Source organism: Sphingorhabdus arenilitoris, from assembly GCF_042651485.1.
Classification (GTDB): Bacteria; Pseudomonadota; Alphaproteobacteria; order Sphingomonadales; family Sphingomonadaceae; genus Sphingorhabdus_B; species Sphingorhabdus_B arenilitoris.
The window spans coordinates 511202-533174 of record NZ_JBHSDH010000013.1 but is presented as its reverse complement, the minus strand read 5'-3'; the positions used below and the strand labels follow the sequence as shown (position 1 = coordinate 533174).

General features: G+C 54.4%; 19 protein-coding genes and 1 pseudogene. 12 read left to right on the top strand and 8 right to left on the bottom strand.

Annotated features, from left to right (window positions below):
• Nucleotides 1-365: 365 nt before the first annotated feature.
• Entirely contained in the window at nt 366-770 is a 405-nt protein-coding gene (locus ACFOWX_RS06690) for an ArsR/SmtB family transcription factor (protein ID WP_381422507.1), read from the bottom strand.
• Nucleotides 767-1420, bottom strand: a complete 654-nt coding sequence (locus ACFOWX_RS06685; RefSeq protein ID WP_381422505.1) for a peroxiredoxin — start codon at nt 1418-1420, stop codon at nt 767-769. Before ACFOWX_RS06685 ends, ACFOWX_RS06690 begins: the two co-directional genes overlap by 4 nt.
• A gap of 81 nt (nt 1421-1501) precedes the next feature.
• On the opposite strand from ACFOWX_RS06685, the gene ACFOWX_RS06680 reads away from it, so the two are divergent.
• The 9 genes from ACFOWX_RS06680 to cydB are packed head-to-tail and all read left to right on the top strand — an operon-like array spanning nt 1502 to nt 10021.
• On the top strand, nt 1502-2419 hold the full coding sequence (locus ACFOWX_RS06680; RefSeq protein ID WP_381422503.1) for an MBL fold metallo-hydrolase: 918 nt from the start codon (nt 1502-1504) through the stop codon (nt 2417-2419).
• A complete protein-coding gene (locus ACFOWX_RS06675; protein WP_381422501.1) occupies nt 2416-2859 on the top strand; it encodes a YeeE/YedE family protein in 444 nt (147 codons plus the stop codon). The genes ACFOWX_RS06680 and ACFOWX_RS06675 overlap by 4 nt, the downstream gene beginning before the upstream one ends.
• A 19-nt stretch (nt 2860-2878) precedes the next feature.
• Nucleotides 2879-3085, top strand: a complete 207-nt coding sequence (locus ACFOWX_RS06670; RefSeq protein WP_381422499.1) for a YgaP family membrane protein — start codon at nt 2879-2881, stop codon at nt 3083-3085.
• 4 nt (nt 3086-3089) lie between these two features.
• The gene (locus ACFOWX_RS06665; protein WP_381422497.1) at nt 3090-3500 is read left to right on the top strand and encodes a DUF6691 family protein; all 411 of its coding nucleotides are present in this window, start codon (nt 3090-3092) and stop codon (nt 3498-3500) included.
• Nucleotides 3501-3528: 28 nt separating this feature from the next.
• The gene (locus ACFOWX_RS06660) at nt 3529-5115 is read left to right on the top strand and encodes a TIGR01244 family sulfur transferase (RefSeq protein ID WP_381422495.1); all 1587 of its coding nucleotides are present in this window, start codon (nt 3529-3531) and stop codon (nt 5113-5115) included.
• Nucleotides 5116-5122: 7 nt separating this feature from the next.
• Nucleotides 5123-6892, top strand: coding sequence for a SulP family inorganic anion transporter (locus ACFOWX_RS06655; RefSeq protein WP_381422493.1), 1770 nt, complete (start codon nt 5123-5125; stop codon nt 6890-6892).
• A gap of 35 nt (nt 6893-6927) precedes the next feature.
• Entirely contained in the window at nt 6928-7554 is a 627-nt protein-coding gene (locus ACFOWX_RS06650) for a peroxiredoxin (protein ID WP_381422491.1), read from the top strand.
• A 44-nt stretch (nt 7555-7598) separates the two neighbouring features.
• Nucleotides 7599-9020, top strand: coding sequence for a cytochrome ubiquinol oxidase subunit I (locus tag ACFOWX_RS06645; protein ID WP_381422489.1), 1422 nt, complete (start codon nt 7599-7601; stop codon nt 9018-9020).
• On the top strand, nt 9017-10021 hold the full coding sequence (cydB, locus tag ACFOWX_RS06640; RefSeq protein WP_381422487.1) for a cytochrome d ubiquinol oxidase subunit II: 1005 nt from the start codon (nt 9017-9019) through the stop codon (nt 10019-10021). The genes ACFOWX_RS06645 and cydB overlap by 4 nt, the downstream gene beginning before the upstream one ends.
• A 505-nt stretch (nt 10022-10526) precedes the next feature.
• On the opposite strand, the gene ACFOWX_RS06635 is transcribed toward cydB, so the two are convergent.
• Complete coding sequence (locus ACFOWX_RS06635; protein WP_381422485.1) at nt 10527-11183, bottom strand: hypothetical protein; 657 nt, start codon at nt 11181-11183, stop codon at nt 10527-10529.
• 408 nt (nt 11184-11591) lie between these two features.
• On the opposite strand from ACFOWX_RS06635, the gene ACFOWX_RS06630 reads away from it, so the two are divergent.
• The gene (locus tag ACFOWX_RS06630) at nt 11592-12524 is read left to right on the top strand and encodes a DUF2268 domain-containing putative Zn-dependent protease (RefSeq protein WP_381422483.1); all 933 of its coding nucleotides are present in this window, start codon (nt 11592-11594) and stop codon (nt 12522-12524) included.
• Nucleotides 12525-12554: 30 nt separating this feature from the next.
• On the opposite strand, the pseudogene ACFOWX_RS06625 reads toward ACFOWX_RS06630, so the two are convergent.
• The 3 genes and pseudogenes from ACFOWX_RS06625 to ACFOWX_RS06615 all read right to left on the bottom strand — a co-directional run bounded on the left by ACFOWX_RS06625 (nt 12555) and on the right by ACFOWX_RS06615 (nt 16109).
• Nucleotides 12555-13942, bottom strand: a pseudogene (locus tag ACFOWX_RS06625) (nicotinate phosphoribosyltransferase).
• Nucleotides 13943-13998: 56 nt separating this feature from the next.
• Nucleotides 13999-15066: a bifunctional nicotinamide-nucleotide adenylyltransferase/Nudix hydroxylase gene (locus ACFOWX_RS06620; RefSeq protein WP_381422481.1), complete on the bottom strand. Its 1068-nt coding sequence runs from the start codon at nt 15064-15066 to the stop codon at nt 13999-14001.
• 248 nt (nt 15067-15314) lie between these two features.
• Entirely contained in the window at nt 15315-16109 is a 795-nt protein-coding gene (locus tag ACFOWX_RS06615) for a nucleotidyltransferase domain-containing protein (RefSeq protein WP_381422479.1), read from the bottom strand.
• A gap of 228 nt (nt 16110-16337) precedes the next feature.
• Between ACFOWX_RS06615 and ACFOWX_RS06610 the strand changes: the two genes are divergently transcribed.
• Together ACFOWX_RS06610 and ACFOWX_RS06605 are read left to right on the top strand one after the other, a co-directional pair.
• Entirely contained in the window at nt 16338-18254 is a 1917-nt protein-coding gene (locus tag ACFOWX_RS06610; protein WP_381422477.1) for a hypothetical protein, read from the top strand.
• A 90-nt stretch (nt 18255-18344) separates the two neighbouring features.
• On the top strand, nt 18345-19601 hold the full coding sequence (locus ACFOWX_RS06605) for a S1 family serine peptidase (protein ID WP_381422475.1): 1257 nt from the start codon (nt 18345-18347) through the stop codon (nt 19599-19601).
• Between the two features lie 48 nt (nt 19602-19649).
• On the opposite strand, the gene ACFOWX_RS06600 is transcribed toward ACFOWX_RS06605, so the two are convergent.
• Both ACFOWX_RS06600 and ACFOWX_RS06595 read right to left on the bottom strand, forming a co-directional pair.
• Nucleotides 19650-19916 carry a hypothetical protein gene (locus ACFOWX_RS06600; RefSeq protein WP_381422473.1) on the bottom strand — a complete coding sequence of 89 codons (267 nt, stop codon included), beginning with the start codon at nt 19914-19916 and terminating at the stop codon, nt 19650-19652.
• Nucleotides 19917-19950: 34 nt separating this feature from the next.
• Nucleotides 19951-21897 (bottom strand): TIR domain-containing protein, encoded by a 1947-nt coding sequence (locus ACFOWX_RS06595; protein WP_381422471.1) that lies wholly within the window; start codon nt 21895-21897, stop codon nt 19951-19953.
• Nucleotides 21898-21973 lie beyond the last annotated feature (76 nt).

Below are 21973 nucleotides of genomic sequence, written 5' to 3'. Positions count from 1 at the left end.
TATATATTATCGATCATTGTACGTGTAAGCGTTCATTTGAAAGAGGACCTTTGCGTTCATTTCAAGTGGAACTCCTTTCGATGAAATCACGGTTTTCCGCCGTGATCTTTCGCAGTGCTTGCAATGGAAAATGTAACAAACGAAAATTTCGACGATTTCGTCGAGGTTATTTCCTGATCCCTCGACAAAGCAAGGCAGCGACCCAGACGACCAACCAAGACGCTTAGAAGCAGTTCCACAGCGGCTTTTAGATGTTGAAGTTATAGCTATATACTGGTGAAAATTTCAATCCATTTTCGTTTATGAATGCAAGGAAGGGTTGAGAGATCAAATTGCTCTCGCGAATGTCCTTAATGTCAGCAAACTTAGTCCAAAATTCTTGCGAACCCGGCTACTCCGGGACGCCCGGAACTAGAGTCTTTTTGTGAATTGGGAAATGCGCTGTCCTTTACCAAAAGGCCATTTAGAGCTTGGCCGTTACTAGCCATCAATTCAATGCAGCGTATGCAGCCCTCCACATCTGCATCGGTCGGACTGTAATAGATTTGGGTTCCTTCGCGCCTGGTTTTCACCAGCTCAGCCTTGCGCAGTGCGGCGAGCTGCTGGCTAAGCGCGGGCTGGCCAATAGAGGTGGCTTCGTCGATGTCGCTGACATTGCGCTCGCCGCCGAGGAGGTAGCTTAAAATCATCAGCCTTTGCGGCTGCGCAAAATGCTTAAGCTTTGCTGCTGCTGTCTCGGCCTTTTGACGCTCCAAATATAGCGCGCTCATTTGCTGTCCCCTGCATAGACAAACCAATCCGAGTTCCCATTGCCTCCCTGCAAACTTTCAGGAGGCGGCTGAAGAAGGCGACCAGACCCATCCCACCCTTCCGGAATCAATAGACCGGTTTCATCCACCTTTTGCAAACCGCGTAGAAGTCGCAACATCTCCTCCACACTTCTGCCAACATTATGGGGATAAGTGGTGACAGCGCGGATAATACCCTCAGGATCGATGAAATATGTCGAGCGCATCGCAGCGCTGTCACGCGAATTTTCATCGATCATGCCGTAAGCGCGGCCAATGGCCATGGAGGGGTCTTCTAATATCGGGAAGTCGATAGCCAAGCCAAAGCGCCTTTCTATCTCTGTGAGCCAAGCGATGTGCGAATACAGGCTATCCACTGATAAACCAATCAGCGCGCATCCCGCTTCAGCAAAATCGCTAGCTGCTTTTGCAAGCCCCACAAACTCGGATGTGCACACAGGGGTAAAGTTTGCAGGATGGGAAAAAAAGATCACCCATTGCCCGCGATAGCTCGAAAGGTGCACCTGACCGACTGTAGAACGCGCGAAGAAATTGGGCGCCATATCGCCAATTCTTAGCACCGCTGAGTTTTTACCCGTGTCTTCCATCAATATCGTTCCTCTTTCCAACATGCGAATGCAGCTCTTTGCATCTTGACGCAAGAGATATACAATATTACATTGTTTATGTAAATATATATTACGGAGTTAACGATGCGAGACAAAGTCATTGAATTTGCGACAAAACAGATTGAATCTGCTCAGCAAGGCGTGCCTCAAATTGAGTCGTTTTTTGACAAGCCGACCAACACCGTCTCTTATGTTGTGCATGACCCGGTCACCAAGCGGGCGGCAATAATCGACAGCGTATTGGATTATGACCCCGCTTCTGGCCGCACCAACACTGGGTCTGCTGACGCTATTCTCGAATATTTGAGCGAGCATGGGCTAGTCGTCGAATGGCTTATGGAAACGCACGCCCACGCGGACCATCTTTCTGCCGCTCCATACATACAGAAAAAGCTTGGCGGAAAAATCGCGATTGGCGAGCATATCACCACAGTGCAGAATGTTTTCGGCAAACTATTTAATGCAGGCAGCGAATTTCAGCGGGATGGTTCCGATTTTGATGTTCTGTGGAAAGATGGCGACCAGTTCCAAATCGGCGACCTCGATGTCACCGTCCTGCATGTCCCCGGCCATACGCCCGCCTGCATCGCCTATGTAATTGGCGATGCGGTTTTTGTGGGCGACACCATGTTCATGCCCGACTACGGCACAGCGCGCGCCGATTTTCCTGGCGGCGATGCGCGGACGCTGTTCCGTTCGCTGCGCCGCATATTGTCACTGCCGCCAACGACGCGGCTTTTCATGTGCCATGACTATCTGCCCAAAGACCGCTCGGAGTATGTCTGGCAAACAACCGTGGCCGAGCAGCGCGCGCATAACATCCACGCGCATGATGGCATAAGCGAGGACGAATTCGTCGCTATGCGTGAGGCGCGGGACGCAACGCTCGCCATGCCAACACTCATTCTGCCATCGGTGCAGGTCAACATGCGCGCGGGACACATGCCACCTGCCGATGACAATGGCGTAACCTATCTCAAAATACCGGTGAATGCGGTATGAGCCTTCCCGCGTTTCCTGATGCCATGCCGGTTGAGGGCTTCATCGGCGGACTGATGATCGGCCTCGCTGCCGCGATCATGCTGCTTGGCCTCGGCCGGATTGCAGGGGTTAGCGGGCTGGCCGCGCGCAGCATCGGCCTTGCCCCCGGCGGACCGCCGCGCAGCGTCGCGCTCGCTTTCGTCATTGGCCTGCCCCTTGGTGCGCTTTTGCTCTCCTTGCTCACCGGACCGATTGAAGCGCAATTTCCGGGGAGCCTGTGGCAGCTTGTTCTGGGCGGGCTCGTTGTCGGCTTCGGCACCCGTCTAGGTTCGGGTTGCACCAGCGGCCACGGCGTTTGCGGTATGTCCCGCCTGTCCCCCCGGTCTCTCTTCGCGACGGTGCTCTTTATGGCCGCAGGTTTCGCGACCGTGGCGGGGATGCGCTTCGGAGGTTTTCTGTAATTTGAATGGAAGGAGAAGTATGATGACAAAAAATATGGGAAGTGCAGACCGGTTGATCCGCCTATTGGTCGTCGTCGCGATAATCGCAGCCTATTTCATGGGCGCAATTTCCGGGACGATCGCGATTGTCGGGCTGATAGCAGCAGGTATATTCCTACTGACCAGCCTTATCGGTACCTGTCCGCTTTACCTGCCTTTCGGTCTTTCGACATTGAGGAAAAACTAAAGTCATGCGGCAGGTCGTCATTGCTTTAATCGCCGGAAGCCTTTTTGGTGCAGGCCTTGCCTTCTCAGGCATGGTTGATCCCACGCGGGTGCAAGGCTTTCTCGACCTTCTCGGTAATTGGGATCCGACGCTAGCCTTTGTGATGGGCGGCGCAATGATCCCGATGGCGATCGCTTGGCTTGTGCAAAAGCGTATGACCAAGCCCGCCGCCGACACCCATTTCAACCTTCCGGGAACCAGTATGCTCGACAGCAAGCTTGCCATAGGCGCGGTCCTGTTTGGCATTGGCTGGGGTATCGCTGGACTGTGCCCCGGACCAGCGGTTGCCGACCTTGCGCTTAATCCCCTGCCCGCGCTGATTTTCGTTGCGGCGATGGTCGCGGGAATGGCCGCGGAACGCTTTGCGATCAAATAATCAGAGACATCACGGGAAGGACAGTCACATGCAAATCAAAGAAATTACAAAAGGCTTTGCGGTCTCTCCGCAGCTTTACCCCGGCGATCTGCCCAAAGTCTTTAAACAAGACTATCGCAGCATCATCTGCAACCGACCCGATGGCGAGGAACAGGGGCAGCCTTCCGCAGACGCCATGGCTCAGGCTGCAAAGGATGCTGGCCTTGGATTTGCCTATATCCCGGTAAGCCCGAGAGGGGTTGTCGATGGTCAGGCAGAGAGCATGCAAGCCGCTCTTGCGGGCCTTCCGGGGCCGGTACTTGCCTATTGCAGGTCTGGTGCGCGCTCTACCAAGCTACATGCATTGGCTACGGAGGCGAGTTCTGTCGGCAGCATAGCATCCAATCGCAATTTCAACATTGTCATTGTTGGCGGTGGCTCCGCCGGGATTGCCGCCGCTGCCAGCATTCTGAAGCGCAATCGCAAGGTTAGTCTCGCCATCATCGAACCGTCGAGCGATCATTATTACCAGCCCGGATGGACGATGGTCGGTGGCGGGGTATTCTCGAAAGAATTTACCCGGCGCGACGAAAGCCGCCTGATCCCGAATGGCGCGGACTGGATACAATCCTCGGTCGCGACTTTTGAGCCAGAGGAAAATAAACTCACGCTCTCCGACGGCGCGCGCATCGGCTATGACATGCTGATCGTCTGCCCTGGTATTAAGCTGGATTGGGAAGCAATCAAAGGCCTTCCCGAAACGCTCGGCCAAAATGGCGTGACGTCCAATTATGGCTACAACCTTGCGCCCTATACCAACCGGCTCGTCAAGGACATGACGAAGGGCCGCGCGCTATTTACGCAGCCGCCAATGCCGATCAAATGCGCAGGCGCACCGCAAAAGGCGATGTATCTGTCCTGCTACCGCTGGGAAAAGGAAGGCGTCCTTCCCAATATTGATGTGCAATTCCACAATGCGGGCGGCGTGCTGTTCGGGGTGGAGGCTTATGTGCCCGCGCTGATGGAATATATCGAGCGCTATAACGCTCACCTCAATTTCACCAGTAATCTGGTTGCCATCGATGGCGAACGCAAGATTGCCACATTTGAGCAGAAGGATGGCGATAGCACGAAGCGGGTCGAAGAAGCCTTTGACATGATCCATGTCGTACCGCCGCAGACCGCGCCCGATTTTATCCGGTCCAGCCCGCTGGCTGGCGAAACGGGCTTTGTGGCTGTGGACCAGGCAACATTGCAGCATACAAAATACGCCAACATCTTCTCCCTCGGCGATGCCTGCAGCGCGCCCAATGCTAAGACAGCCGCAGCTGTGCGCAAACAGGCGCCAGTTGTCGCAGTAAACGCACTGTCGGTGCTGAATGGCGGCGAAGCTGTCGCGGAATATGACGGTTATGGCAGCTGCCCGCTGACCGTCGAGCGCGGCAAGATCGTGCTTGCTGAATTCGGCTATGGCGGCAAATTGCTGCCGAGTTTTCCCGATTGGCTGATTGACGGGACGCGGCCTTCGCGCTTGTCCTGGCTGCTGAAAGATACCATCTTGCCGCCGGTTTACTGGCACGGGATGCTAAAAGGGCGCGAATGGATGGTCAAACCTCAGACAAAGCGGGCGGCCTAGCGCTAAGATGAATTTTACCCGTTATCTTCCAATCCTTGAATGGGGCAAAGGCTATGGCGGCACGGCGCTGACCAATGATCTGGTCGCGGCGCTGATCGTGACGATCATGCTGATTCCGCAGAGCCTTGCCTATGCGATGCTTGCCGGATTGCCACCCGAGATCGGCCTTTATGCCTCCATGCTGCCGATTATTGCCTATGCGCTTTTCGGTACGAGCCGGACGCTTGCGGTGGGGCCGGTGGCGGTTGTATCGCTCATGACACTCGCGGCGGCGAGCAATATCGGCGCACAGGGAAGCCCGGAATTTATTGCAGCGGCGCTCGTTCTCGCGCTCCTCTCCGGCTTGATATTGCTAGCAATGGGTGTGCTGCGCCTTGGCTTCCTCGCCAATCTGCTGTCGCATCCCGTGGTATCGGGCTTCATCACCGCCAGTGGCATCATCATTGCCACCAGCCAATTGAAATCCATCCTCGGTATCAAGGCAAAGGGCGAAGCGATGCCCGAATTGCTTCGTACACTGGCGGAGAATTTTGGCGCGACCAATATGCCCACCCTCATCATCGGCGTAGCGGCAACCGCTTTCCTCTTCTGGGTGCGCAAGGGGCTGAAGCCGCTGCTCATCCGCCTTGGTATGGCAGCGCGCCCGGCTGACCTCACTGCAAAGGCTGGCCCGATATTCGCGGTTGCCATGTCCACGCTCGCCGTGCTGACACTCGATCTGGAGGCCAAAGGCGTGAAGGTTATCGGCGAAATCCCGCAAAGCCTGCCGCCTTTCACCATGCCGTTGTTCGACGCGGCGCTGTGGCAATCGCTGCTGGTCCCGGCTCTCCTCATCTCGATCATCGGCTTTGTCGAAAGCGTGTCGGTGGCTCAAACGCTCGCCGCCAAGCGCCGCCAGCGGATTGAGCCCAATCAGGAGCTGATTGGCCTAGGCGCAGCCAATGTCGCGGCGGGTCTTACCGGCGGCTATCCGGTGACCGGCGGCTTTGCCCGCTCGGTGGTAAATTTTGACGCGGGCGCAGAGACCCCTGCAGCCGGGGCCTTTACCGCCATCGGCATCGCGCTCGCCGCGCTGTTCCTCACCCCGCTGCTCTATGCACTGCCCATCGCAACGCTGGCCGCAACCATAATCGTCGCCGTCTTGAGCCTTGTCGATTTCAAAACCCCGCGGGAGATTTTCCGCTACTCCAAGCCCGATTTCGCCGCGATGATGGCGACAATCATCGTTACCCTGCTTGCGGGCGTCGAGCCGGGCGTCATCGCGGGCGTGGGGCTTAGCCTTGCGCTCTACCTCTGGCGCGCCTCTCGGCCCCATGCTGCCATCGTGGGCCGCGTGCCGGAAACTGAGCATTTCCGGAATGTGAAGCGGCATAAAGTCTTCACAGACCCCCGCATCCTCACCATCCGCATCGACGAGGCGCTCACCTATTTCAACGCCCGCTGGCTGGAGGAATATGTGCTGGAGCAGGTCGCCGAGCAGCCTGCCGTGCGCCATGTCATCCTGATGTGCCCGGCGGTGAACGCGATCGACGCTAGCGCGCTCGAAAGTCTGGAGGCGATCAACCACCGCCTCGAGGATACGGGCATCCACCTACATCTTTCCGAAGTCAAAGGCCCGGTGATGGACGCGCTGGAACGCTCGGACTTTTTAGGAGAGCTTTCGGGAAAGGTATGGCTTTCCCAAAATGAAGCTTTTTCTGCTGCGATTGCAATCGCGGATGCAGAAGAAAAAGCAGAAGATGTTCCCGACCCAATGCTGGCGCGAGGAATGATTTGAAGAACAACTGCTCTCTCAAATGAAAGGAAAATACTATGTCTCTCCACATTGGTGATACCGCACCCGACTTCACCGTCGATACGCAGAATGGCGAAATCAGCCTGCATGAATGGGCCGGCGATAGCTGGGTTTTTTTCTTTAGCCATCCGGCAGACTTCACACCCGTTTGCACCACCGAAATGGGCCGCACGGCGCAGCTTGCGGATGAATTTGCAAAGCGCAATGTAAAGCCCCTCGGCCTGTCAACCGACACAGCAGAAGAGCATCGCAAATGGATTGAAGACGTCAACGATACGCAGCATACGGACCTGAAATTCCCAATTGTCGCCGATGCGGACCTGTCGATCGCGAAACTATATGACATGATCCACCCGGATCAATCAGAAACAGCCGCCGTCCGCTCGGTCTTTATCATTGACCCGGACAAGAAAATCCGTCTGACAATGACATATCCGATGAGCTGCGGCCGCAACTTTGACGAAATTCTTCGCGTCATTGATGCGCTGCAGCTGAGCGATGCCAAAACCATCGCGACGCCCGCTGACTGGATGCCCGGCAAAGAGGTTATCATCCCGCCATCTATCGCGGATGATGTCGCCAAAGGCATGTTCCCGCAAGGCTGGACCACCCACCGGCCTTATTTGCGGACGGTCAAGGTATAATCACTAAAACTCTCTCCCAGCCATGGTGATCAAAGGATTTGACAATGATTGAACAGGAATGGGCCATATTGCTGGCGCGGATACAGTTTGCCTTTACCGTCAGCTTCCATTTCATCTTCCCTGCCTTTTCCATCGGGCTTGCCAGCTATTTGGCGGTGCTCGAGGGATTGTGGCTGAAAACAGGAAAAGGCGTATATGCAAATCTCTATCGCTACTGGTTGAAAATATTCGCCATTGTCTTTGCGATGGGCGTCGTTTCCGGCATCGTCATGTCTTACCAATTTGGCACCAACTGGTCGGTCTTTTCGGACAAGGCAGGGCCCGTCATCGGCCCGCTTATGGCTTATGAGGTTCTGACTGCCTTTTTCCTTGAGGCTGGCTTTCTGGGCGTCATGCTCTTCGGGATCAACAAAGTCGGCCGCAAGCTGCATTTTGTGGCCACGCTAATGGTGGCGATCGGTACTTTCATCTCGGCTAGCTGGATCTTGAGCGTCAACAGCTGGATGCAAACACCAGTGGGCTATGCCATCAACGAAGCGGGACAGTTTGTGCCCGCCGCTGGCTGGTGGGAGATTATCTGGAACCCAAGCTTTCCATATCGCCTCGCGCATACGGTGCTTGCCGCCTATCTGACCACTGCCTTTGCCGTTGGCGCTGTCGGCGCTTGGCATCTGCTCAGAGACAGCGCAAATCCCGGTGCGCGCAAGATGTTTTCGATGGCGATGTGGATGGCGGCCATTGTCGCGCCAACGCAGATATTCATGGGCGATCTGCACGGTCTCAACACGCTTGAGCATCAACCCGCCAAGGTGATGGCTATGGAGGGGCATTATGACAGCCACCCAAATGGCGCGCCGCTGATCCTGTTTGGCATTCCGAACAGCAAGGAAAAGCGGGTCGATTATGCCATCGAAATCCCAAAAGCATCTTCGCTGATCCTGAAACATGATGCCGATGCGCCATTGGCTGGTCTCGACACGATCCCGGATGAGGACGAACCGCCTGTTGGCATCGTCTTCTGGTCTTTCCGCATCATGGTGGGCCTCGGCTTTGCGATGATGGGGCTGGGGCTATGGAGCCTCGTAGCCCGCTACAGGAAAAAGCTCTATGACTGGCCGCTAATGCATAAGGCCGCGATTGCGATGGGGCCATCTGGCTTTATCGCCGTGCTTGCAGGGTGGGTTACCACCGAAGTGGGACGGCAGCCATTCACGATATACGGCCTTCTGCGCACAGCGGATAGCGCCTCCCCGCTGGATGCACCGGCGGTCGCCTTTTCGCTCCTGGCCTTTGTGGTCGTCTATTTCACCGTATTTGGCGCGGGCGTGTGGTATCTGTTCCGCTTGGCGGCCAAACCGCCCGAGGCGCATGAGCCGGAGCCACAGCACGCCCCGATCCGTTCGGCAGGCATTACCCCTGCCCCGGCTATAATCGACGGCGAGATTGAGAAGGGAGAGGCGCAATGACCGGCATTGACCTCACCGTCATCTGGGCGGGCATCATCGGCTTTGCGATTGTCGTTTATGTCATTCTCGATGGCTTTGACCTAGGCATCGGCATCCTGTTTCCCAATTTCACTGTGGGGCCGGACCGCGACAAGGCGATGAACAGCATCGCGCCAGTCTGGGATGGCAATGAGACCTGGTTGGTGCTCGGCGGCGGCGGATTGCTGGCGGCGTTCCCATTGGCCTATGCGATTATTCTGCCCGCACTATATGCGCCGCTAACCGCGATGCTGCTAGGCCTAATCCTGCGCGGGGTGGCGTTTGAGTTTCGCTGGCGTGATCCGGCGCACCGGGCGCGCTGGGACTTTGCTTTCACGCTCGGGTCATGGGTCGCCACTTTTGCGCAGGGGATAACGCTTGGCGCGCTCCTTCAGGGCATAACGGTCGAGGGCCGCGCCTATGCAGGGGGCTGGTGGGAATGGCTAACACCCTTCAGCCTGCTGACCGGTGCTGCGCTATGTGCTGGCTATGCGCTGCTTGGTAGCTGCTGGCTGGTGATGAAAACCAATGGGGCGCTGCAGCGGCAAGCCTACACTTATGCGGGCCGCACAGGGATTTTGCTGCTCATCGCCATTACTGTGGTGAGTGCTGCAACGCCTACCCTTGAGGCCAAATATTACGAGCGCTGGCTCGAATACCCCAACATCCTTGCCGCATCGCAAGTGCCGCTTGCCACTGTTATCGTCGCCTTCCTCTTCTTCCGCAGCCTGTCGCAGCGCAAGGAAGTGGCGCCATTCCTCTATGCGCTCGGACTTTTTGGCTTATGTCTAATCGGCCTCGGCATTTCAATCTGGCCCGATGTCATTCCGGGCCGCGTGTCGATCTGGGCAGCGGCCGCTCCCTATGAAAGTCAGCTTTTCATGCTGATCGGTGCGGTCATTTTGGTGCCCATCATCCTCGCTTACACCGCTTGGGCCTATTGGGTGTTCCGCGGCAAGGTAGATGAAGAAGGATATCACTGATGACCGATGCTCTGCGAAAGCTGGGCTGGTTCTTCGCACTTTGGGCAGCAGGTGTGTTGTGCGTTGGAGCAATTGGATTTGCCATCAAATCCATTATTGGCACATGATCTGTATGAAACCGGAATCAGCTTCTGCCTCTTAGCTCAAACGAATGAATGCACGGGCATACTAAATTGCTATAACCGCTTTCTTGGCAGCAACTGACCAAGCCCGTCGTTAGCGCGACGGGTCCAAAGTTCAGTCATCTAAGTTAGGATATTGCAGGGCAAGCGCTGCGCTGGATGGAAGGCTCCACGCTTGCCCTGCCCCTCCTACAACATGCTGCGATAAGCTTACCTTCAATAGTCCCCTCTCAAATGAACGCAAAAGAGTCCCTTTTCAAAAGCACTCTAACATGTTAGCTTTCTACATCTTGCTTTTATCTCCCTCGCTTGACAGCGCATAAAAATACACACTTTGGGTAAAGCAGAGATAAGTTGGCGTGCGGCGTTGTTAATTGACTCCCCTATCTTCTTACGCTCTTTGCGCATTCTTCAAATTTTCCGGCCACCGCCGCTAGGTTGCCCTTATGAAAAGTTAACTGCGTCAAGACTTTACCTGCTCCATCCTCTACAATCAGAGTGTCCGCCTTTTTCATCAGATCAGTAAATTCTGAGAATCTTCCATCGATTTGCTGCTGGTTGCCCACTATCAAAACGTCTTGGGTTTCCTTTATCGAGAAGATCAAAGGAAATTTCGGCAAATTCTTATGACCTTGTGCCGCAAATTTAAGCTGACGGAGCCTGCCCTCAACATTCGGATCAAATGCCTTGTTGTAGATCACAAAGACGTAATTCCAGCCCAATGAATTTGTCACTACGCTGATAACAAACTCCTGCCCCCCTAAGTCTCTTACCAATTCCATATTGCAAGAATATCTTGTCTTGGATGTTTGGATTTTTTGAAGAGATATTTTGTAGCTCCCTTCAGATATGGTGTACAAAGTCTGAGCACTGCCGTTTTGCGCCGCAGTCGGTGCGGAGAAAAACGCAGCAATCAGAGACATACAGGCAGCATATTTCGCGTTCAATTTTTTCATTGTCACCCCGGGAAAGTATTGAAATGCATCGCCTGCAAGGTTTGCCATGCCCATGCTGCGGAGTAAAATGACAAATACCGTCATCTTTTGCCTAGGCAGTCAAATGTCTGCTATGGGTTGGTTTTGAGATCGTAAAATCGTCCGCTTTGTCGGCGGAAGCTGACCAAGCCCATCGCTGTCGCGATGGGTCCATGGCTTAGTAATCAAGGATTGCTATTAGCAGGGGCGACGCGGCGCAAGATGGATAGCTCTGCGCCGCCCCTGCCCATCTTAGCTTCGGTCATTATATTAGCTTCGGTCATTATACCTGCAGAGTCCCCTCTCAAATGAACGCAAAAGAGTCCCTTTTCAAAAGCTCTCTAACAACACAGGTTCGTTCAGCGGGTCCAGATTGAGGCCGCCCCGGCTCGAGCGAAGCATCGACACAGAAACCAATATTATTGTCGACGGCGAAACGTATGTTATGTTGGCATCGGAAAAAAGGAACAGTCAATGAAACGCGCCGTCATGTTGATCATCTTGGTCGCAGCTACCGTCGGATGTGCCAGCATCGAAATAGCAAGCGGAGCAGCCCCCGAACCGGAAATCGTCACTAGCGACGTTGACCGCTTCTACGCTCTGTACGACGGCGTTAGAGGCGCGCCGGACGCAGCTGCGCTTCAGGCATACATCGATGGTGGATCGCCCGGCCTACAAACGCTTGCCGAGAAGCGCGATGTTTCGGGGGAACGCATCGCACAGGCGATCAAGGCTCGTCCTGAGCTCTACAAGAAGGCTCGCGAATGCGCCCAAGCGTTACCCGCAGCAAAACAGCGCCTGAAGGGTGCGCTTGAAAAGCTGTTCGATCTCTACCCGGAGGCTCGTGCTCCTGCCGTGACGATTGCAGTGGGTCGCGGCCGACCAGTTGGGATCGGCTACCCCGACACAGGAGTGCAGATTAGTCTCGAAGCGCTGTGCGCAGCGGATTTCCTCAATCCCGATGTCGAGGATCGTTTTGTGTATGTCATTGCGCATGAATATATCCATGTGCAGCAATCGCCCGAGCTGAGCATGAGTGTCGATGGTGAAAGTCCGACCGTGCTCGATGTCTCCCTTTCGGAAGGCATTGCCGAATTTGTTGGCGAGCTGATCTCTGGCGACGTCGCATATGGCAGTCTGCGCGGCAACACCGCCGGGCAAGAGCTTGAAATAGAGACAGCGTTCCTTGCGAATAAGGACAGCACCGACCTGTCGGACTGGGTCTACAACGCGTCCTCTGAAAAGCCAGGAGACCTTGGCTACTGGGTCGGCTACAGGATTGCGAAGGCTCACTATCAAAATGCTCGCGACAAGAGCCAAGCAGTCACGGACATGCTGGAGATGACCGATCCAAGTGCTTTCCTTGCTGCAAGTGGTTGGGAGCCGGGGATCTCGTTTGACGATTAGTCCGGTCCCAGACGGCGCGCGTTTTTGCCTTTATGTTGCCTCTGACCGTATACGCAGCTCAGCAAAGCTATGCCGCACCAACAGCTCGCCATTACGCCATACAGGCGTTAACTGATCCTCACGTCCGTTTAGCGCATCATGGCGAACCGCGATCAGCTTGCCGCCCTCGCTGACCACGGCTTGACGGCCTGCCTTGCTGCCTTTGGTGGGATCGGTCGCGGGCTTTTTGGCGACATCATGCCAGATGCCGTTTTTGTCCTCCATGGCGTTGGCCTTCATGGCAAAACGTAAACTGTCGCGGTTGACGAGCTGCAATAGGCCGCCGCCCATGCCAAAGGCGATGTTGTCGATGGCAAAGCCTTCCTCGATCATGCGGTCCACCAAATGCGCGATACTATCGATATTCATGCCGTCACCTTGGATCACCCGGACCTTCGGGTGGAGCACACGGTAGCCTTTGCCGTTCACCTCGCCGCCAAATTTATCCCAGAGGGTTTTGACTGTGCGCAGCGGCGTTTCAATGGGATCGCCGCTGTCCGGGCGGACAACCAGCGTGCCTTCGCGGGTCAGCACATTATCCTTCAGGCTGCCCCCCAGATATTGGCAACGGCGTGGTCGAGGTCATAGCTGTCAGATACAACCGCAACAATCCGCCCTTCGCCAGCAAAGCGGCCGAGCATGTTGGCATAGGCCGCCTCTTCGCGGTCCCTGCCCCAGCTGGTCATGGTGCTATGCTCTGCTGCCGGGATGGAAAAGCCCGGCATGTCGGCCGCGTCATAATAGCGGCGGGCCGCCATAATTCCTTCTAGTGTATCGGTGCCCATGAAGTTCACCAGATGCGCCATCCCGCCCAGCGCAGCGCTCTCCGCGCTGGAAACGCCCCGCGCGCCAAAATCATGCAGTTTGAAAGGCAACTGTCCCGCGGGATCATTGCTGGTTTTTTCAAGGCCCGCGCGGATGATCGCCTTACATTTCCAACTTAGCGTTCCGACTGTTGTGGGATACCAGATCGCGCGCAGGATCGCGGTTTCGATAAAGGTCGGCAGCCAGGGCATGGTGGGGTCTGTGTTAACGACCTGCAACAACGGCACGCTAGACGGCGCGATGGTTCCTTCAGGGAGCGCGCTGATTTCGATGGGCAGATAGCCGCCATGCTGGTTCAGGATCGCATCCCAACCTGCCGTGTTAAAAGGCACGCCATGCGCCGCGCAAATCGCTTCGGCCTCGTCAATATCGGCCCGGGTAACCGGCGTGCCCAGCATGTCGATCAGAAAGGGTTGCAGTCCCAGAAATAGAACCTCATCGCTGAAATCATTGGTCCGCGCCTCGGCATAGGCGCTGATCCGGGCGGCTTCAGGGGGATATTGCAGGAAATGGCTGTGTTTGTAGCTGTCGGTGGCAAGAATTATATTGGTCATGATGTGAACTCCTCACAATAGATGTATGGTTTTGAACGCCGCTCCGGCATTCGGTTTCAAAGGTCGGCCATTTGCGTGATGATCGACCAGTGATCTTCAAAAAACATATCGGGGCTTAAATCGCCCAAACGGTGCCAGCTGGCATGCGCTGCATCATCGCCGCCCTTCACAGTGAACAGCTTGCGCCTTTCGGGCAGGCGGAACAGGAAGGCATGGGTGATGATCCGCCCGCGTAAGGACCGGTTGGGCGCATCAAAAATTTGCGTCCGGCTATCCTCGATAAAGCTGGCCAGCATGGCGGGCGGGATTTGCCCTTTGCCGTCGCTGATCCCCGTTTCCTCGCGCAGCTCGCGGATCGCGGCATCGCGGATGCGTTCCTTTGCATCGACAAAGCCGCCAGGCAGCGCAAGCAGCCCGCGCCCCGGCAATCCGCCGCGGCGGATGAGCAGGATATGACCAGACTGGATCACCACCGCATCGGCGGTTACAAAAGGGCCCTTGCCCCATTGCTTAGGGTAAGCGGCGAGATATTCACTTTCTTCGAGCAGCTCGCGAAAAGCATCGCCATGCGCGAACTTATCGAGCTGGTCTGCTACGCCCTTGGACAGCGTGCTCACTGGCACTTCTGGGATACGCTGAAAATAGCGCTGGCGGATATCGGTCGCGTGGTAGGTGGCATAAGGACTATCGACCTGAATGTTCTCCCATTCGGGGAAAAGTTTCAGATAATAGCTGCTTTCATCGCTGCCATATCCGGTCAGCGCGACCCGGAAATCTTTAACGCCGGCATTTTGAAATCCGCCATGATTGCCCTGTTCCAGAACGATTGCATTGACGCGCCGCTGCGCCTCAGCCACCCAAGCAGTATCCGAATAAGGGTGGTCATACAGCGGCTCCACAACCAATCTGCCTTCCGCCATTTCATAGGCAAAGGCCGACCGGATCATGGCCATGCGCTCTTCAAAGTTAAACGGATTGCGGGGATCGCGGGCAGTGTTTGCTGACCCCACCAAAATGATCAAATTTTGCACTTTTTCCAATGCATGGCGGATCGTATGTTCATGGCCCAGATGCAGCGGTTGAAACCGGCCAATGAAAACGCCAAAGTCTATGTGCTTCTTCATTTCGAGACTCCCTCGATTTTATATATGCTGCAAAGGACTCCCCTTTGCATGGCATAAGCGTTACTCGGTGTAGATAGAAAATCAAGTAGATTAGGAGGTAAGTGGTTTACATTTTTGCAATCGGCCGTGCGTGGCACGCTTGCCGCCGATGCTTGTAATATTGAAAGGCTAGCCGATGATGAGCGAGAGCGCCGCACTGTTGCACAAAACCTGCCCCCGCCCTTCGCCTTCTAAGCCGTCTATTGTGATCATTGATTTACCAATTCCAAAAATAGTTGATTTGCCGCGTCCAAATGACGCTCTTGTTTGACAGGCGCCGGAGAGCCGTGCGGCTTTTCAAGCTGCTCTGCGATAAAGCGGTCTAGCGCCGGTTTGCGGACACCATTCGATTTTTCATTGGTCCGGCTTTTTAATTCAACCAGCTCGTCAATGTCGGCGATTAGCGCCTTGTCCATCTCACACAGCGCCATCAATTCATGCAAATTCATGGGCGGGCGCATGGCCGGATTTTGTTCTAGACACAGGATCACGATAGCCGGGCGAAGGGCATAAAAATATCTCTTCACCGGCACATCACCTTCCGACCCGAGCCAACGGTCTGCCGCCCGCTGTCCTAGCCGTGCATAATGATGTGCCAATGCCTTGGCATTCAAAACTGTATCAGCAAGCACCGCCAGTTTTTCCATGACAGGATGGTCGGGGATATAGCGAATGGGCGATTGCATCCATTCGCTGAGCACCGCATTGGAAGCGAGCAGCAGATGCAGCGTCTTGGTAATGTCCCAGCCATTGAGGTCAATCTCGTCCACTATCGGACGCTCAATCACATCGCGCACGGGTTTGAGCGAAAGATACGCATCCCGCCTGCGCAAATAGACAAAGCGCACGTCATAATCGCTATCGGGCGAGGGGAAGCCCCATGCCCGGGAACCCGATTCAACCGCCAGCAAGATGCGGATGTCCTCTGCCTCTGCGAGGGCGGACAGGCGACGTTCTATCTCTCGCCGGATATTGGATGGGATCGGGGTAGTTTCATTGGTCATTACACCTTCCTTTTTTACCTGTTTCGATTTTGGGACCGATTTTTGTTAGATGAATAGCAGCTGCAATTTAACACTTGGACGTGGCTTTGTGGATGCAAACGGCCTTAGCTTCGCATTTGAACGGTCCTATTCAATGTGCCAGACCAGCGCTATTGATCGGCTCAAGCTACTTGTAAAATCAAGGCTCATATGAGATGTTTCTGATATACGATCACAAGGGGCTGTTAAATGCGTTTAAGTATGGGCATTACAGGCCACCGGAATACCAATTCTGCTTATAATGCAAATGAAACGCAGATTCTGGCCACGTTACAAAAATTGTTGGGGGCCATCGACACTATTTCGGATGGCAGATTGAAACCGCGCCTGCATGCCCTGCTTGCCCTAGGCACCGATATAATGGCAATGGAGATCGCAGATGGGTTAGGATGGCAATTGGCCTCGCCCCTGCCCTTTGGCAGAAAGTTGAATATTGCCGTCAATGCACATCCTACCACTGTGGAAGAGGCAGCGGCTTTGCTGCGCGGGTCGAGTGACTGTAGCAGTGTAGCATCCGAAAATGCCCACCGGATTGGTAAAATAGCGGATAAGGTTATCTGCATGGAGCTGGCCGAACGCGATGACGAAATTGAGGCCCTATTTCTCGCATCGCTAAACGATCCCCCGCAGGTGGACAAAATTCAGGATTTCACCGTCGCCGCTTCACAGCGGGCTGCGCTGGCCGGCAAAGTGATGATCGAACAGGTAGATTTGCTTCTCGCTGTGTGGGATGGTCATAGCTCAGGGCCGACGGGCGGTACGCGCCATACCATGTTTGCAGCATTAGAAACCGGAATTCCGGTTTTGTGGATCGATGCCGGAAATCCATCGGATTGGCGGCTGCTGGACACGCCAGAGGCAATTGCGAACAGGTGGCAGATAGCAGTTATCTCAGACATGGATGCCCTGCCCGCGCTATTTTCTGGTCTCCTGCCCAACGATGATACCGGAACAGGTGAGAATTTGCTGGAAACGGCCAAAATTCCGCATCGCAGCGCCATGCGCTTTCACACCTATCGGCAGATAGAAACACTTTTTGCAGGCGCGCCTTCCGCGGTTTTCGGCTCTCATCGGCAGGATTATGTGTCCGAAGACATATTGTTAGAAAAACAGGCAAATGCGGTTTTCAATTCAGCACGAAAGCTGCCCGGCGTGGACATCCGTTTGCTTGAAGAAACGGAAAATAAAGTGATCCGCCGTTTTGCGCGTGCAGATGCACTGGCAACCTATCTTTCCGATGCCTATCGCGGCGGAATGGTCGCCAATCTGCTACTGGCGGCCTTTGCAGTGATTGGCGGCATTGCGTATCTTCCATTTGTTGATGCCGCGTTCAAATGGCCGTTCGCATTGCTTGAATTTGCCCTGCTCAGCATCATTTTGTTGGTTATTGCGGTTGGACGGAAAAAGGAATGGCATGGCCGCTGGTTTCAAACACGGCGGGTCGCCGAATATTTACGGCACGCGCCATTCATGCTTTTTTTAGGTGTGGCGCGCCCGTCGGGTTCTTGGCCGCATAGTTCAGATACGGCATGGCCGGAGGTTTATGTGAAATCAATCCTGAGGGAAATAGGCCTCCCCAATGCCGTTATTGGTCAACAAATGCTGCGCGCTTCATTGGAGCATTGGATTGGCACCCATGTGTCGGCTCAGCGCCAATATCACATCGGCAAAGCCGAGCGGCTTGGTCGGATTGATCACAATTTGGAAAAGATATCTGAGCGGCTGTTCTTGCTCGCCATGTTTGTTGTAGCGGCTTATCTAATGGCAGAGATTGCGGCAGCAATAGGGTTGGTCGCGTCCGAAACAGTGCGCCATTATTCCAAGCTTTTCACCTTTTTTGGCGTCGCCTTACCTACACTTGGCGGCGCGCTTGCTGGCATTCATTATTTTGCCGATTTTGGTCGTTTTGCGGCCATATCTGAATCAACCGCTGGCCGGTTGGAAGCAGTCGAGCGGCGAATACAGGCGCTGCTTGCTGCGCCCAGTCATGAGCTGGACTATGGCCGGGTGGCCAGCATTACTCATATGGTGGATGAAATAGTGGTGTCCGAAATTGAACATTGGCAGGATGTTTTCGGAGGAAAGCATATTTCCGTACCCGTATAGGATTACCCCCGCAAGCTTGACATCTCCGCTATAAAAGCGTCTGTTATTTAAATCATGATAGATTTATTGTGGCCGTGAAGGGAGGCGTGTGTGACCAGACCGCTTTTTTCGCTACTCGTTGTCGTAGCAGCGCTGTATCTTTCCGCCGCAGCGCGAGCACAGGAGCCGGTATTTGATATTCAAAGCGTAGATGAAATCCCACAAAGCGAACCGCCGGGTAGCGAATATTACATTTTGGATGGCGCCGAAAATCCTTGGCCCGAATTGACTGCACCTCCGGTCAGGCGCATCCGAGTGCGCAGACCCAGTGATAGCGTGCCGACTGACACAGATAATTATGGCGCTTGGCGAGACCGTTATGACGCCTATGTCGACTCTCTACCTTACGTAAAGCCGTCAGATGGTTTTCGTGACCCGCCTGGTTTGCTGATTGTATCACCGGCGCGGTTGATCGGTGAAATTGCGCCCGATGAACCCGCTGGCTCTGCAGAACCAACACAGAACGCGGATGGAGCAAGCGTAAACAATGCCGATGGTGATACAGCGCCGCAGCAGGATGGCGATGATGAAGGTCGCAGATATGTTAGATATTCGCTCGGCGGCGTTCGGGTAAATGATGCCGATGCCCCATGGCAAGCGCAAATCTATTATCCGTATGTCGCCGAACAATTCCGCCCGATGTTGAAGGCAGGCGTGCCGCTTTGGGCGCTGCAGCATTATTGCGGTGGTGTGCTAGTCGCTCCGGAATGGGTCATCACAGCCGCGCATTGTATCGATAATGGCATGATGAAAGCAGGCTACCGGGTCAGGCTAGGTCAAGAACGGATAGATCAATATGGCGGATGGGATTACAAGATTAAAAAGGTGATCCGCCATAGCTCTTACCGCCCGTTAAAAGGCGGAGATATTGCCCTGGTGCAAATCACCAATGATCGCGCTATTCCCCAGCCGCCGGCCTCGCAAGTTCGCGCGATCCCGCTATTCAGGGGAAATGATGCGGCAGCCAATAGCGAGGTCAACGCTTTTGGATGGGGCCGAACATCGAATTATAGCGGCCCCGCCAGTTCGGTTTTATTGCGGATTGGGCTCAATATCCTTGACCGGCCGACATGCGAAAAATCAAATCTGGCATTAGTGGACGACCGGGTGGTGTGCGCCCGCGCGCCTGGACGTAAAACTTGCAGCAATGATAGTGGCGGGCCGCTGGTCAACAAATCAAAACAACTTGTTGCTGTCGTGAGCGTAGGCGGGCGGTCTTGCGCCAATGACGGCGTTCCTGGAATATATACCCGTATAGGCGCATATTTGCCTTGGATTAAAAGACAAACAGGCGGAGCCGTAAGATAGCTATATCTTAACCCCATGCCTCGCCTTTGTAACTATTGGGTCAGGACCCTAATTGCTAGGGCCGACCTTTATTCCGCCAGTATGCTCCGCACCAGCTGGTTCGGTGGCGGCAGGTTCGGATGCTTCTGTCGCGGGCTTAGCGGTTTCAGCTTCTGTAGACGCGCCTGGCGCTGTTCCAACTTCATTTGCCGGAGCAGCAGCAGCTGGCTCTTCGAGGGCAGCTGGCTCAGCGGCTTCTTCTTTCGCTGGTGGTTGGCAGGCAGCCAAAAGGATGGTGGAGGCCAAAAGGATTGTTGGCATTGCAATTTTACGCATATTCAAACTCCCCTGTTACGTTAGCTTTTGCAGTTTACGCCAAGCCCATCGAATTTAGCAAACGAATAAAAGGAGGCATTTTGCGCAGCGGATCAAGCATCGGATCAAATGCTGCGGCCAGCAAACCAGCATCCTTTTGTTTTAACGCCAATTCTAACACCGCAATCGCACCATCCAAGTCGCCCCATTGCGCCAATACCTGCCCTTGCTGATAAAAAGAGACGGTATCAACGTCATCAACCAAAACGGACATGGCTTTTTGGGCTGCGGCATTATTGCCCAATTTGTTCTGTGCAATGGCGATCCCTGCTGATCTTGTCCATTTATGGGCATCGGCCTCAAAATGTTGCAATGCACCCGAAGGATTATTCTGCACCAGAAAAATCCAGCCAATTCTGGCGTGAGAATCTGGCAAATTCGGGTTCAGCTTTATGGTTTCGCGGAAATGTTGAATTGCCCGATCATACCGATGGGCGGCATAATCGACCTCTCCGGCAATACGATGGATAAGTGCGTTGAGCGGATCTAAAATAAGCGCTCTATTCACAGCGTTTAATGCATCTTCATCACGGCGCGTGGCCGCGCAAAAAGCTGCAAATCGCGCAAGCACTGGTGCCTGGCCATCACCAAGTTCGCGCGACGAATCGAAATATTTACGCGCAGCCCGAGCATCAAAATCGCCTTGAAATAAAATCAGCGCTAATGCCGAATGTGCCTCCGCAAGGCGCGGTGCTAATTGTATTGCACGCTGCGCCGATATTTTTGCGGCTCGGCTATAGTTGTTAATTTCCGAAGCGCTGCCATATTCCCCTGCGGCAGCGATCAAAGCGCGCGCGCGGGCAGCGTGGGCAGAAGCAAATTTAGGCTCAGCAGCGATCGCCGCGTCAAATTGCTGGATAGCGTTGCGGGCATCCGCCTCGCTTTGACCATGGGTGTAGAATTCTTTTCCACGTAAATAATGGTCATAGGCAACTGCGTTGGATGTGCCGCCAATGACAGGATTTGATGCCTTTCCATCCGCGATCTGTGTCGTTAACTCGGCTGTTACCGATCCCGATATTTCGCGCTGGACCGCAAGGATATCGTCCAAGGGCTTCATGAATTTACGGCTTAATGCTGCGATGCCGTTGGTGCCGTGGATCAGCTCGATGGTCACATTTATGAAATTGTTTGTTACTTGCACGCTGCCGTCCAAAATAAAGCCGACCTTTAGTTTTTTTGCAAATGAGATGACATCCTGCTTGCCGCGCTCAAATGCTTCTGACGATGCTTGGCCCAAAACCTGTATTGCTCCATTTTGCGCCAGTGCAGACCGTATTTCAGTCGATAATCCTTCACTGATGTAGCTTTGTGCAGGGTCGCCGCCGATATTTGTGAATGGCAACACCGCTATGCGGTCATTCAGGCTACTGCCCCCCAACAGTCCTGTTTGCCATGCTGCCACCGCCCCCATGGAGAGCGCAGCCACTGTTCCGCCTGCGACCATCAAATATCGTCGGTTAAAACTGCCTGTCTTATGTGTAGTCAAATTTGCAATTCGGGGGCAATCTTCGCCGTGCAAAATAGCAACAGCGTCTAACATCCGGCGGATATTGATGTCTGATGGGCTTATTTTGGCGTGAGATATGTCGATAACTTGAAACTGCCCAAAACCGAGCGGCGGCGGGGAGCCGTCCAATGACAAAGGAACCAATATCCGCCGGTCGCGCCCGCGGGTTGCCTCATCATGGACCCAATGTGATTTGACCGATATTTTCGACCAAAGCACAATAACCGCCTTTGCCCGTTCCAACGCTTGTTCGGTGCTGTCTGAAAAGCGTTCCCCGCCGCCCAAAAGACCGTCCCACCAAAGTTTATAGCCCGCTTGCTCAATCAAATTGATAATCGGCAGAGCGCGTGCCTGATCATCCCGCGAATAGCTAAAAAAGACGGTGGTTTCCGCATCACCGTCCGTTGTGTCTTTTGGAGCGTCTCTGATCATGCACCATGCCCCCGATTGCTAATCCGTCCGATATTGCGACAATAGCACAGCCTTGTTTCCCACAAACTGTCTAATT